The sequence below is a fragment of the Sphingobacterium sp. SYP-B4668 genome (assembly GCF_027627455.1).
Taxonomy (GTDB): domain Bacteria; phylum Bacteroidota; class Bacteroidia; order Sphingobacteriales; family Sphingobacteriaceae; genus Sphingobacterium.
On the sequence record NZ_CP115483.1, the window covers coordinates 4,392,706 to 4,406,709 of the forward strand.

At 41.2% G+C, this 14,004-nt stretch carries 8 protein-coding genes; all 8 read right to left on the bottom strand.

Translation table 11 applies throughout. The features are described 5' to 3' along the window. Position 1: 1 nt before the first annotated feature. Positions 2-2,158: a right-handed parallel beta-helix repeat-containing protein gene (locus OQ289_RS17875; RefSeq protein WP_270088187.1), complete on the bottom strand. Its 2,157-nt coding sequence runs from the start codon at positions 2,156-2,158 to the stop codon at positions 2-4. Between the two features lie 178 nt (positions 2,159-2,336). Then, positions 2,337-4,049, bottom strand: coding sequence for a RagB/SusD family nutrient uptake outer membrane protein (locus OQ289_RS17880; RefSeq protein WP_270088188.1), 1,713 nt, complete (start codon positions 4,047-4,049; stop codon positions 2,337-2,339). Positions 4,050-4,151: 102 nt separating this feature from the next. Next, positions 4,152-7,511, bottom strand: a complete 3,360-nt coding sequence (locus tag OQ289_RS17885; RefSeq protein WP_270088189.1) for a SusC/RagA family TonB-linked outer membrane protein — start codon at positions 7,509-7,511, stop codon at positions 4,152-4,154. A 192-nt stretch (positions 7,512-7,703) separates the two neighbouring features. Then, positions 7,704-8,837 (bottom strand): FecR family protein, encoded by a 1,134-nt coding sequence (locus OQ289_RS17890; RefSeq protein ID WP_270088190.1) that lies wholly within the window; start codon positions 8,835-8,837, stop codon positions 7,704-7,706. A 125-nt stretch (positions 8,838-8,962) separates the two neighbouring features. Next, the gene (locus tag OQ289_RS17895; RefSeq protein ID WP_270088191.1) at positions 8,963-9,553 is read right to left on the bottom strand and encodes an RNA polymerase sigma factor; all 591 of its coding nucleotides are present in this window, start codon (positions 9,551-9,553) and stop codon (positions 8,963-8,965) included. A 486-nt stretch (positions 9,554-10,039) separates the two neighbouring features. Next, a complete protein-coding gene (locus tag OQ289_RS17900) occupies positions 10,040-11,410 on the bottom strand; it encodes a putative oxidoreductase C-terminal domain-containing protein (protein ID WP_270088192.1) in 1,371 nt (456 codons plus the stop codon). A 1-nt stretch (position 11,411) separates the two neighbouring features. Beyond that, on the bottom strand, positions 11,412-12,842 hold the full coding sequence (locus OQ289_RS17905) for a Gfo/Idh/MocA family protein (protein WP_270088193.1): 1,431 nt from the start codon (positions 12,840-12,842) through the stop codon (positions 11,412-11,414). A 33-nt stretch (positions 12,843-12,875) separates the two neighbouring features. After that, complete coding sequence (locus OQ289_RS17910; RefSeq protein WP_270088194.1) at positions 12,876-13,733, bottom strand: ThuA domain-containing protein; 858 nt, start codon at positions 13,731-13,733, stop codon at positions 12,876-12,878. Positions 13,734-14,004 lie beyond the last annotated feature (271 nt).

Here is a 14,004-nt window from a genome sequence, read left to right on the forward strand (position 1 = left end):
GTTATCTTTGAACCCCTATTTTATCAAATGGGATGGCTTTAAATTCTGGCAGTAATTTGAATATATCAGAAGTAGGTTTGAGCTGAAAGTTCATTTCTGATATATCTTCGAATCCAGGATCCCCAGTACCAATGTAATTTCTCCCTATCCACGACCAATCGGCCTTTCCTGCATGTAGGAGCTTAGTATCGATGAATACATTGTGATCAATCCAGTTACGTTTGGGTAAGGCAGGATCATCTTCGAAATAGGTGCTCAAGTGCGGATATCTGCTCGCCCAAGGCTCGCCTTTATAATTAACGGCTTCCAATCGCTTTTGAAATAATCCATCTTTATCAAGGTTGGCTTTTGCCCAATTCATCAATCTATTGTCTAGATGCAGAGCCTGACGTGGACCAATAAAGATATTATTGCGATACACATTATCGCTCCCTCCTCCTAATAATATATTTTTGGTGCCGGCTTTATAAAAAACATTCCCAGTGACTTCCATCCCACAGGCACCGTCATCGTGATATACCGCCACTATGAGACCATGGTCATTGCCAATGTGATGAAAAAAGTTGTATCGCACTATATTACCCTGCTCACTGGGATCTCGACCATAGTATATAGCTCCCATATCATCTCCATCCGTAACGGCATGATGGATTGCATTATACTCTATCAAATGATCATTACCGTGGAGCAAAACAGCACTTCCTGGGCAATTATATATCTCATTGTTACGTATGATATTGCCTACACCATCGATATTAATACCTGCTCTGTACGAGCGATTGAGTCGGTTGAAATCGTGAATTGTACAATTCACGACCTGATTGTTGCCCTTTTCTAAAGTCAAACGATCTCCCCCACCCATACTAATCCCTCCCGAGCCTATGTTATATATCTCACAATTGGATATAATATGATTGGTGCCAGCCTCGCGGTTAAATGTTGTATTCTTGTAAATATGGCTTGTCAATCCTCCCAATTGAGCCGAGGCTACCACACCATCTCCTTCGTGAACCAATTGTTTGAATGGTTCTACCCCTTTACCCATGGTGACCGCAACGATACCCAGATTTCGAAAGATGCAGCTCTCAATTCTATTAGCCTCTCCATTCTCGATGTAAAGCCCCATGCCTCGTGAACATTCAAAAATCAACTTGTCGAAATGAATATATGATGCCCCCTTTAATTGCACTAAAGGTGCTTCAAGCATAGATACTTCAATTGTCTTCAAGTCGGTGCTCAATGGATAAAAATAAAGTATTCCAGAACTCCTATCTAGATAGTACTCACCAGGTCTGTCTATCTCTTCCATTAGATTGTAAGCGAAAAACTTATTGAATTTGGCTCCACTTTTAAATCCATATAAGGTCTCTTGCTTAGTGGTAATTACCTTATTATTTAAATCTATATTAGCGACCTGCACAGCATCATCAGCATATCCGTAGTGAAAGAAACCAGATATCCAAATATCTTTGGCTTGCGTCCACCGACTCGGCTGGTCATTCAAAAAGTGAAATTTACCTCCACGTTGTGAAAAGTCCTCATTACGCGGTACTGACCCCGGGTCAAGGACTTTGCCCATCTGCATCAATGTATCATTGGGGAAGCGGGATATACTCAGTGCTTCTTTATTTACAAATAATTCTAAAGGAGCGGGCTCATAGGGGCGTAAAAATCCACGTGGTGTCAACTGTCCGTAATCGGTGATTCCTGCTTTTTTCAGATTAATTTGCAAAATTTGATTTTTGGCTGAGGCTGTGAATCTTGCTAATATGGCTTTATCCTTTACGGGAACGGCTGAATGGATTGGCAGAGAGATGCCGCCTGAAAATGAAACAGTTTCATCTTGATAGGCCGCATAGGTCACTGGTGCAACCTCTGACCCGGAGTCATGCTCATCAAAAAAAACACTGCTCTTAAAGTAATATTCGCCCCCACGAAAGTACACATTGATAGCACCTCCTTTTTTAGTTTGAAGGACTTTCTTTACGGCTGTGCGTGCCCTCTCCAGTGTAGCAAAAGGCTTATCAAGTGTCCCTAGTGCCTTATCATTACCAGTAGGCGACACGAAAAACTGCCTGTCCTTCTGTGCAGATACTGTCCCGATAAAGAGTATAAGTATAAATGGTAGAATTTTAAACTTGCGTGATATCATTAGCATATAAATAGTGTGATGGACTGTAGGAATTCCTTCCCCTATCCATCTGTTATCATTTTTTATTGTACAGCATATCCTACATGCAGTGTATCGAAGCATCCTATAGATTCGACAAGTAGGATAAAAGAAACCTGACCAAGCAGTCAGGACTTCTCTTCGTAATAAAGCTCAAAGAGCACAATTAATTATAACCGGGATTTTGATCCAAAACGGCCGCAGTATTCGCTTCAATTTCACGTCTTGGAATGGGTAGCTTATTGACAAAATCTGGTGCGACTAAATTATTCTCCTTTAAGTAGCCATTGTATTTATTTAGATATTCGACAAGTTTTCCTGTACGCATCAATGTATTTAACCTAAACTCTTCTCCATACAATTCACGGGCACGCTCATCTAGGATTAAATCAATATTGACATCTGCAGCGTCTACAGGAGTAGCTTTTGCCCGATTTCTAATCGCATTAACATCTGCTGCTGCTCCCCCCATATTACCTTGTAGCATCTGCGCTTCTGCTCGCAAAAGATACGTCTCTGCCAAACGCATAATGTACCAATCTTTCCAGTTGCGTCCCGCATCGTTCTTTTTCTTGCTGGAAGCATCGGTTGCTAACCCCAAAGGCACAGCCCTTACGAATTTCATATATCGGCTGGAGGTCCTTATTTTCCATAGCGAATGGGTGGATGCATCTGTATTTTCTTTAGTTATCTTCTGACCAAAGTATGTACTATTGGGATTCGTAAAATAGAAGTCACGCTGAATATTATATTCAGAATTTCGCATATCTTTACTAAAATCTGCTTTATAATCCCAGATGATTCTATCCGCGTAATCTGTAACAATCAAGCCAGCGACCGGTCTACCATTGAGGGTATCTAATAGCCAATTTTGCACACCATTCTTATCCTTTGCTTGCCAAAATAGAGGACCCCACCATCTATCCATTGTGAAGTATCCTCTTTCGTCAACGCTATTTCCTCCTTTTATTGCGGGATCTTGCGTCATATTCCAAATTGCTTCTCTATTTCCTTCTTTATAGGTCATATTACCTTCCTGAAACAAATCCCAATATACATCTCCCCAAGGAGCGCCAGCTCCCTGTGAATCATAACCAGAAAATTTGAAATCTTTATTTACGCCGAATCGGGATGTCATAAGTTGCAACTTTCCACCATCAATAACTGCACTCGCCGCTGCGACAGCTGCAGGGTAATCTTTTAACGAAATGTTGATTTCGGAAAGTAGATGATAAGCCGCCTCACGTGATGCCCTACCTGATTTATTTTGGTCTATAGCTGGCATATGTTGTACTGCGAATTCTAAGTCAGCTTTACATTGCTCATATACTTGTTGTTGAGTAGCTCTTACATAGTCAAATTTAGGCGTTTTTGTCTCTTGAAGAACCAGTGGTACACCACCCCACATATTGGCTAAAAAGTGGTAGGCGAATGCTCTTAGAAATTTGGCCTCGCCAACAATTGCATATTTTTCACTTTCAGAAGTCCATACAGCCGTACTCAAATCAGCGCGATCGATAATAGTATTAGCCTGCGCAATATACTTGTACAAGCGACTCCACCATTTACTAGCAAAACTATTGTCAGCATTCATCCGATCCCATGCAAAGTAAAATTTGCTTACAGGACTATTGTGAACCACATTGCTCAAATCCAAATCAATTCCCAACATATCATAGTTGCTCCAATCATCCGTAAAGGCGTACATATCGGTCCGGAATGCTAGATAAGTACCCGCTAATGCAGACTCAAACTGTGCCTTATTGGTAAAGGAATTTTCGGGAGTATAAAAATCTAGCGGCACTTCAGTCAATGACTTCTGACATGACCCAACTGCAATAGCAACTAGTAGAGATAAGTATATAAATATCTTTTTCATATGTGTTTAATTTTATTTTTCATCTGTGATATGGAATATCCAAACTAAATTCATTCGTATTTGTAGTGCTTTTGCTATTTGGATATTTCATAATCTTTATCATTAAAAGGTTACATTAAGCCCCATCGTAAAGGTGCGAAGAGAAGGGATCGAGCTCACGGTAAGCCCACTTCCTGTGGCAGCATCTAGACCAATCCAATGTGGCGAATAGGTTCCCAAATTATCTCCGCTTACAGAAACGTTCAAACCGTGGATACCATATTTTTTCACATGTTCTGTCGCATTGTAAGACAATGCCATTTTCTGTAACCGAATAAAACTCCGATCATAATATTTGGGGGCTTTAGCGGCCGCATCTGCGTTATAACTTGGACGAGGGAATTCGGCTGAGGTATTCTCAGGTGTCCAATAATCATATACAGGATGATTGAGATCACCTCTATTAATATAGCCGTCGTTCCAAGGTGTATTACCACCATTGATGAACCAATTATTACCACCCCAGATAGAATTTAGATAAACCAATAGAGACAGCTTACCGTAACTGAATGTATTGGTAAAGCTCCATCTAAAATTAGCATTTGAATCCCCTAAAAATTCTCGATCCGCATCCGATGTAATCTTACCATCTCCATTAACGTCATTCAACTTATAATGCCCTGGTTTAAACCCTGCCAAGATGGTACCATTGTCTACATCCTCCTGTTGCCACATACCCACGACACGATATCCATATACTGTTGTTAAGGATTTGCCGATAAATAGGTTGGAAGAAATAATATCATCCTCTACTCCATCTCCATCCTTATCCCCTAACAAACGGGTTACTTTATTTCTATTCAAAGAAAATGAAGCACTGGAGGACCAGCTGAATTTACCACTTTCTATATTCAACGACCTTAGATTAATCTCTAACCCTTTGTTTTGAATTTCACCAGCATTCGCTGTGATAGTCGAAAATCCCGATGATCCTGGAAGCGGCAAAGTAAAAGCCAAATTATTAGTATGGGTAAGATAGCCGTCAATAGATCCGGAAATTCTACCCGCTAGGATTCCAAAATCTATACCTCCATTTAACCCCGTAGTAGACTCCCAGACCAAATCGTCATTCCCGAGTGAGCCAACATATTGTGCATAGGTATAATTCGCATCCCCTTGGTAAAAATAATAGCCATTGGAAATCTTAGAAAGGGTGCTATATGGTGCAATAGATTGATTACCATTGGTACCATAGGACGCACGCAAAGCTAATGCACTAAATAGGTTGGTATCCTCCATAAATTTTTCGCGGGCTATATTCCAATTTGCACCTACTGATCCGAAGGTTCCATATTTATGATTAGCTGAAAAAGCCGAATAACCATCTCGTCTTACCGTACCTGTCAAGGTATACCTATCATCGTAGGAATATGTCAATCGGGCCATTTGACCGATACCCTCGTTCTCGCCACCTGAACTAGAAGCATTCTGAATGGCTCCAGCGGATAAGCGATAAGTCCCCAATTGGTCATTATCAAACCCCGATGCAGAAGACACTTGCCCGTATGATTGTGCTTTTTGGCTAGAATGCAACAACGTCAAGTCAATGTTGTGTACGTCTAGGAATGTCTTATTATATTTAATGATATGATCGAATAGGGTATATGTACTGCGGCTATAATCGCGAGAACCTTTGCCTTTTGGAGCTAACCCCGAGAAGGTATGCAAACCATAGAAAGAACCGGTTTCAGCCATATTCAATGTCTTGGAATAATTGATGGTATAGGTCAAGCCCTCTATCCATGGTACGCGGATAGTACTGGTCAATATCCCATTTAAATTGTTGGTCCGATTATAGGCTTCCGTCGGTAACACTAAAAAGGGATTGACCATAGAAGTGGTAGATTGCGGATACATTAAGTAACTACCATCCACGTCATACAAGCTAGCATAAGGGCTGAATAACGAGGGACTACTGCCACCCTCACCGGTACCATATATCCTACCATCAGGATAATCACGATAGCTGTAATAGGATTTGACTCCTAATGTCCACCAATCCGTCACCTTGGACTCGAGATTAAGCCGCAGACCATAATGTTTAAATTGGTCATTGACAATCACTCCACGCTGATCAACATAATTTCCAGATAGGAAATAGCTCATTTTATCAGTCCGCTGCGATACACTAACGGAGGTATTTTTATTAAATCCCCTTTGCCGGAATGGATCATAAGGATCGGGCAATGTAGCCTGATGGTCGGAGGTGGCATCATAGTTCTTTTTCTCAATTTCTTGCAAAAAACTTGGCGTTTGATCAAACGTCAATGTAGTACCATTATCCCTCAAAATATCATATAGCCGTTGAATATATCCCTTGGCATCATAGACTTTCAAACGTTCCAATTCGCTAATGGAACCGTAACTCGTATTAATTTCAAATTTGGGCTTTCCATCAAGACTGGATCCTTTTTTTGTTTCGATTAAAATAACACCATTTGCTGAACGAGAGCCATAGACTGCCGCAGCACTTGCATCCTTCAATACCGTGACACTTTCCACATCTGATGGAGAGATATCAGCCATTGATCCGTTGAAAATAGCACCATCTAGTACTATTAGTGGAGAGCTCGACGCTGCAATAGTATTGGTTCCTCTAATTGTAAATCCCGGAACACCCCCCGCTTGGTTGGCCTCTCCGACATTCAATCCTGCAACTGTCCCCTTGAGAGTTTCCATAATGTTATTTACAGGCACTTTATCATAAGATTTGAGGTCTGCTTGCGCTACGGCCCCCGTAACAGCCTGCTTCTTAATGCTACCATAACCTACTACAACAACTTCTTCTAATCCGCTCTCGCGGTCTATCAATTGAATGGTAGCCATTGTCCCTAAGGATGCCCGTATCTCTTGATTGACATATCCCACAAAAGAAACCACTAGAATCACCTCTCGCTCCTTGACTGGTATTGTAAACTTTCCGTCAGGTCCGCTCATCGCACTTTGGGAGCCGTTCTTAATCTTAATAGTCGCGCCTGCTAACGGTTGCCCGTCAGCAGTCTTCACGATACCCGAGATTTCCTGCTGAACAACTGGACTAGTGACAACAGGTATTGCCACAGGTCTACCTTTAGTGATGACCACCGATTTGCCCTCGATGGAGTATTTCAAATTCCGATTATACACAATAGCTTCCAGAGCCTGCTCCAGCTTCACGTTCTTCAATTGGATATCAAATTTCTGTGCATCTTTCAAGACTTCACTATCTAATAGAAAGTCATATCCAGTTTGGGTACGCAGCTGTTTGATTAGGATTTCTAAAGAGGCATTGGTCTGATTTAATGACACGTTCTGTCCGAACGTATTGGCAGAGACTTGAGTCAAAAAGCCAATTAATAAGATAAATGTCAATTTCATAATGAGTAATGATTTGGGCGGCAACAACATGCGTCGCCCTACCTTACGAAAAGTATTTTTTTTCATAACTTTGGAAAGTGGTTAAGTTGTTTAGTAAATAATTGTTAATCAGCTAGGACATATTTGACAGTAACAACGACTCCACAGATTGGCCGTAAAGTGGTGGTACACTTTGCGGCTTTTATTGTAGTCGTACTTACCTAGGAATATACCTAAGGATCTCTTGCTATATTTTTCATTTTAATTTGGATTTATTGGTTAATATTTGGCTTTATTGACAATTACTTTGCGACCTACAATCGCGAAACTAACTTGGTGGGTTCGTTCCAATTGTCTCAACACATCATCTAAATTGTTTGCACGCGATATATAACCCCAAAGTTTAGTCTGTATAGGCGCATCTGGTGCAAACACCAACTCAACATCATACCAACGGGCTAATACCTGCATGACGGTCTTTAGGTTATCATTAAACTTGAAATAACCTTCTTTCCAAGCAACAGCAGCCTCTGTATCTTGATTATGTACCTCCAATTGACCTCCCCTGTTGATGGCCTGTTGACCAGGTTTTAAGTACTGCTGATGTAAGCCCGAGGTAATCCTCACGGCACCTTCCAGTAGTGTAGTCTTGACGCCCTCTTGCTCATTATAGGCATCAATATTAAAGTGAGTACCCAATACGTCAACGCTCTGAGAATTAGTTTCCACGATAAATGGAAGCTTGTCCTTAGCCACTTCAAAATAGGCCTCCCCCTCTAATTTAACCTTTCTAAAGCCGCCATATCTGATATTGGTCTGAAAAGTCAAACTAGATGCCGCATTGAGCCACACTTTCGATTGATCGGGAAGAATCATCATATAGGTTTCTCCCTTGGAGGTAGACAGTGTATTCAACTGTTCTGCTGATGCCTTGGAACCTATTGATTTGATTTCGTACACTAGCAGACCATCCTTGGATTTAGAGACCGTGACTCCAGAGGTCTCCGCAAGCTCTCCGGCATTAGCCTCAGCGAGTTTGATCTTTCGTCCATCAGCCAATGTAAGTGTTGCACCTGTTGTTCCTGGCTTAATCACCCGCTCCACAACAGGAAGGTCATCATTAGGCGACTGCTCTTTATTTGTATAGAACCAAACGAACCCAATCAATAGTAGCGCAGCGACCGCCGTAGCATATCGCCATCGAAAGCGACGAATTTGAGTATACTCTCCATCCCTTCGCAGCGTTTCCCACATTTCTTTCTTTATCCGCTCATAGTCCTCCATATTATCGAAAGATGACATGTTTTTGAACCCCTGGGTGGCATACCAAGTATCCACGACTTTGCATTCGGCTTCCGTAGCGGATCCGTCTAAATATCTATCTAAAAGCTGCTTTCCTATTTCCCTGTGCATATATTGGTTATCAACAGCGGTATGCTGTCTATCTATAATACCCCCGAAGGCAATCGATGGGGTAGATGAATTAAAAATATTTTTTTGATAAGATTAGGTCCGGATAATTGGGGATATCAAAAGTTTCAATATGATCGAAATAGAAGGACGAACAAAAGGCTATAAGCACTGTGATGAGCAAGCTTTTCTTTCAGAATACGCAATGCGTATTGTACCTGTTTACGAACGGTACCCTCGCTGATTCCAAGTTTTTCGGCAATCTCCTTATGAGAAAGGTCCTCAATCCGACTTAACTGAAAGACCTCCCGCATCTTGGGAGGCAATTTTGCAATCTCCTGGGTAATCAATAGCATCAACTCTCTTTCGTCAATACCCTCTACAGTGTCATAGTTTATATGTAGGCTATACCTTCCCAACTCATTTAGATAGTCACTTTTGGTCTTACCTTTTTGTATAAGTTTCAGTACACGATTTTTGGACGCGATATACAGGTATCCTCCTAGATTGGCATCTTCCCTAATCATGTCAGATTTACTCCAAATAGAAGTAAAGAGGTCTTGCACCAAATCCTTTGTCGTGTCTTCATCTCGAATCATAAGGTTGATCCTATAATAAATCAACATCGCATATCGATCATAAATCTCAGCAAAAGCTTGTCTATCTCGCTGCTTCACAAGAGAGATAAGTACAGCATCTGTAAATTCCGTATAGTTCATTATAAATATTGGCCAACCAGTACGCTCAATAATTGAATTACAAGTATTGAAAAATAAGTTCCTCTTTAATAGTTATCAGGGTATAAGCTCCAGAAAATACCCACCCAAATTAGCAAAAAACAATGGCTTTGAAGGATTATATCCAACAAAAGCAAAGAAAAATTTAATGCATTACTACTCTTCAGTAATATATCAATAGCAAGTTATTTCTTATATCCTTGTTACAGTAGCAGTTGAGATATTATAAAGCTGGCCAATAGATTTACAACCGTCAATCCCCTCTACAAGAGTCAAAAGATTTCATGAAAAGATAAGTCATTGTGTCCGAGGGATTACGCTTTGTCCAATACCCTTTCATTAAAAAATATCGAAACAAATGATTTTCAAAGAACTACGACTAGGTTCAGATATAAAAGAAACCATATCCAATCAATCACACTCTCTTCTGCCCTATTTACCTGTCCATCGTCAACCTACTACATGCACTTAATCTTTACCTTTAGCCAATTCAAGAGCTGACGTGGTCACATAGTATTTAGCAATCATATTGGGCACTTCCCAATGTGGCATATCCTGATGTTGAAGATACTGTAAAAATTTATTCGTCACCCGCTCAAAATGTCGTTCATGCCCCTCTTTAAGCTCTTCTGGCACACTCACCCACCATCCTCTCGCAGTTTTATGAACTGCGATTCCGGGATATCTAGTCTGCATCTCCTTCAATTGTCCTATCAATATTGATTCGAATCCTTCATCTGCAGTATTAACAGGCTCGATATACAATTGTGGCTTGTATTTTTCTTCCGCGCCCTGACGGATAATCAAGTTTGCCCGACTACCTCTCATAATAGAATAATGAGTATCACCTGTACCTTCAGGAGCCCTATACCCCCATTTGACCGACACTTTGGCGTGTACTCCTTTTATCCTATAATTGATTTCCCCATTCGCATACACCTGCAGAATACTATCCTGTACGACATCCTTTTTGAGAAAGTCTGGAAACACTTCAGACTTAGTTACCGCACTAAATTCTCTTAATGAGAGGTCGGTGCTTGATCTGATCGCAGACAATAACTGAATATCATCCTGATAGTTGATTACTTGTTCAGGAAAGCATTCCCACTGTACGAGATCGACCAAATGTGTAGTGACATCCACAATCCCTTCTCCCTCCTGCTCCACATCCATAAACCAGACTGGTCGAACCAACGGACTACCAGAGACGTGCTTGTAGAAATAATGCACACTTTCTTTAGTTACAGCTGGATTGTCTACAGTTCCTTTTTCTAGCGTCCCAAAAAGGGAGTTCAACATAGAGAACTCTTTCTGTAATATAGTCGTAATCTCGTACCGTTCGGTCATAATATCGTATAAGAGGACTTCCTTTTCTTCAGCAACTTTAAATGCAGCTTTTAATTTTTCAAAGCCCTCCTTATTGATGGCCATGGGCTTGTCTGCCAAGACATTCAAACCTGCATGGACAGATTCACCGATATAATCCATTTTCCTTTTATTGTTACCCGCCAATACAACGACATTTCCTTTCTTTTCGGATAACATTTTTTCAAGATAATCATCTCCAAGATACACCTCTTCTTTCCAAGTAGTGGGATTGTCATCACGTCTATTGTAGGCATTTATCTTTTCCAAGTGCAGCTCTACATCCTTTCCTTTAGGTGCATACACCCATACCGTTGTATCTGTATCTGGATACATCGATTTTTGGACCAGTGCAGCATGAAAATGCCCGGGATCCAGGGTGATAAACCTTACCCCGTGCTCTTTTCCGCTCTTTGATTGCATACAACCTGCCATCGTCAAGACCAAGGGGAGCGCAAATAATTTATTTTTCATTTTAGCCATTTTTCTCGAGGATATAATTAGTCCCATATGGATATCTTTGCGGTCTAGACAATAATTTGTTCGCCTCTACATTATCTTTAAACACCTCTTTCTTAGGGTCCCAGTATAATTTTTTATTAAACTTCATAGCCGCATGTGCTACCAAGCAGGCACTGCATGAGCGGTGCGCCACTTCCACCGGACTAACCGTCACCTTCCCACTCTTGATACAGTCTAACCAATTAGCATGTTGCTCTTGACTTTCGTAGAGATGTATTTCGTTCGGCTCAATCTTCGAACTCAATATCTTAGGATCACTTGCATGAAATATCTTACTTGGAGGAGCACCTGCCCCTGGGTCAGAAGCCGTCACTCCAACATTTCCCCTTGTCACGAATATCCAACCATTCGTCCCCTCAAATTTGACTCCATTTGGGTATTTGCTATCCATATACATATCTACTCCATTGGCATACTTTGCATGCACTTGGTAGTCACCATGCACATTCCATAGTCCTGATTTGGGAAAATCAGCATGAGCCTCCACCTCTATAGGCCCAGTGAGTTCTGTGTCCATGCCCCAATGGGCAATATCAATATGATGTACACCCCACCCTGTAATCATACCCGCACCAAATTGTTCTAATCTCAACCACCCACCCCTTGACCCAATATCTGTAGGCGAGTGGACACGATCTTCGGCATAATAGATATGAGGTGTCGACCCTAGCCACATATCGTAGTTCAAACCCACCGGTATAGGCATCTCCGTGGTCACCCCACCTGACGGGTCAGCAGGAAGACCTATTTGTACGCTCTTGAGCTTACCTATCCGACCATTCCTCACTAATTCACAGGCGTTCTTAAACTGAGGAAAGGGATTGATGGAGCGTTGTTGACTACCAAGCTGAAATACCACACCGGTCTTCCGCACAATATCACTCATCTGCCGTCCTTCTTCAATGGTCAGTGAGGTGGGTTTTTGCAGATAAATGTGCTTCCCTGCCAGAGCTGCTTCTATTGCTGGCTGAGCATGCCAATGATCGGGAGTACTGATGATTACAGCATCGATATCCTTGTTGGCAATCAAATCTTGATAATTATCATACATCTGTACATCGACATAGGTCGAACTTCCCGTTTTCTTTGTATACCATCCCTCTACCATTTTTTTACCGCTTTCCAACCGATAACGGTCCACATCCGCAATGGCCATAATATGAGCATTGCCATGTTTGAACGTTTCGACCAAATCATGGGTGATTGCTATTCGTCCACAACCTATTTGCCCGATATTGATTTTATTGCTTGGGGCATTCTTCCCAAAAACTGAAGCCGGAACGATGGTCGGAAAGCCTATCGCTGCAACCGACGCGGCAGCACCTAGCACCCCCGTTTTCACAAACTCCCGTCTGCTATAACTCATTTTATCTTTTATACTCATATTCGAAACTTGTATATGGTTTTTATATATCGATTAGTAGCGCACTGGGGTATCTCTTGAATCAGCATATGCTCTACTATAATCGAGCTTTTTCACCTGACCCGCCACAAAGTCAATCCCCTGAAGGATATGTGTCACAAAAGTCGGGTCTTCATAAACCTCCTTATCATGTCCCAGTGCGGTGACCCACACATGTCCACCGTCGAATTGTTGATGCCAGGCCGCTGGATACAATTCAAAAAATGGGGCAGAGAATTGCTTTATCCTTTCGGCATCCGCCGGCTTAGAAGCATCCAAGCTTGTGACATCATGCGCCATCAGCACATGTGTACCTGGGTACAACTCTTTGCCAAAATAGCATTCGTCCTTCACATTCCACTCCTTCGGTAAGCCCACCATAGTAGGATGATTGGCATCTATTACCTTGACAATATATTGTTGATTAGCTGCATGCCATGAAAATGTACATCCTACCATCCGCTTAAACCACGTCCAATTTCTTTCAGTACCGGTTACTGAATGGAGTCCAATGAAACCTCCTCCTGCTTGCATATATCTTCTAAATGCCAAGCGCTGGGCATCGGTATCAAATACATCATTATTTGTACTCGGAAATAGTATTAAAGTATATTGCTTCAGATTTTCAGCTGTAAAAACCGCTGGATTATCAGATACATCGGTCTGAAATTGATGCATTTTACCCAATTTTTCCAATGCCTTTACTGCAAAGGGAATGTTGTCATGCACATAGCCCTCACCATTTTTGGTGTAAATCAATATTTTTTTATTTTTTAAATTTGAAGGTTTCTCCATAGCCCTAACGGGCGCAGCGACAATTAGGCAAAGTAAAAGCACGACAATCACCTTAAGATTGGAATTCAAGATTTTCATTTTTTAAGTTTAAGTTATCTTAATATAAGTTTATACGTACCTCGCCAGTTTATTTTGAACGATTACTCAATAGTAAAATTACGCAATAAAATCAAAATTGCAACCGATAGCATAAATATTACAAAAAAAGATTATTTTTACAAACTTGCAATTCTCAATACACACAATGTAAATCAATAAAAACGCAACTTATCACCACAGAAAGAGCACATGGAGCATTTCAGATTTCACACGAACCCCACCCAAGGAATTGGAATACCCAAACCTAGAT

What these genes read in the sequence shown, in the direction of transcription:
- OQ289_RS17875 (WP_270088187.1), bottom strand. Translation starts at nt 2,158, where the DNA reads ATGCTAATGATATCACGCAAGTTTAAAATTCTACCATTTATACTTATA.
- OQ289_RS17880 (WP_270088188.1), bottom strand. Translation starts at nt 4,049, where the DNA reads ATGAAAAAGATATTTATATACTTATCTCTACTAGTTGCTATTGCAGTT.
- OQ289_RS17885 (WP_270088189.1), bottom strand. Translation starts at nt 7,511, where the DNA reads ATGAAAAAAAATACTTTTCGTAAGGTAGGGCGACGCATGTTGTTGCCG.
- OQ289_RS17890 (WP_270088190.1), bottom strand. Translation starts at nt 8,837, where the DNA reads ATGCACAGGGAAATAGGAAAGCAGCTTTTAGATAGATATTTAGACGGA.
- OQ289_RS17895 (WP_270088191.1), bottom strand. Translation starts at nt 9,553, where the DNA reads ATGAACTATACGGAATTTACAGATGCTGTACTTATCTCTCTTGTGAAG.
- OQ289_RS17900 (WP_270088192.1), bottom strand. Translation starts at nt 11,410, where the DNA reads ATGAAAAATAAATTATTTGCGCTCCCCTTGGTCTTGACGATGGCAGGT.
- OQ289_RS17905 (WP_270088193.1), bottom strand. Translation starts at nt 12,842, where the DNA reads ATGAGTATAAAAGATAAAATGAGTTATAGCAGACGGGAGTTTGTGAAA.
- OQ289_RS17910 (WP_270088194.1), bottom strand. Translation starts at nt 13,733, where the DNA reads ATGAAAATCTTGAATTCCAATCTTAAGGTGATTGTCGTGCTTTTACTT.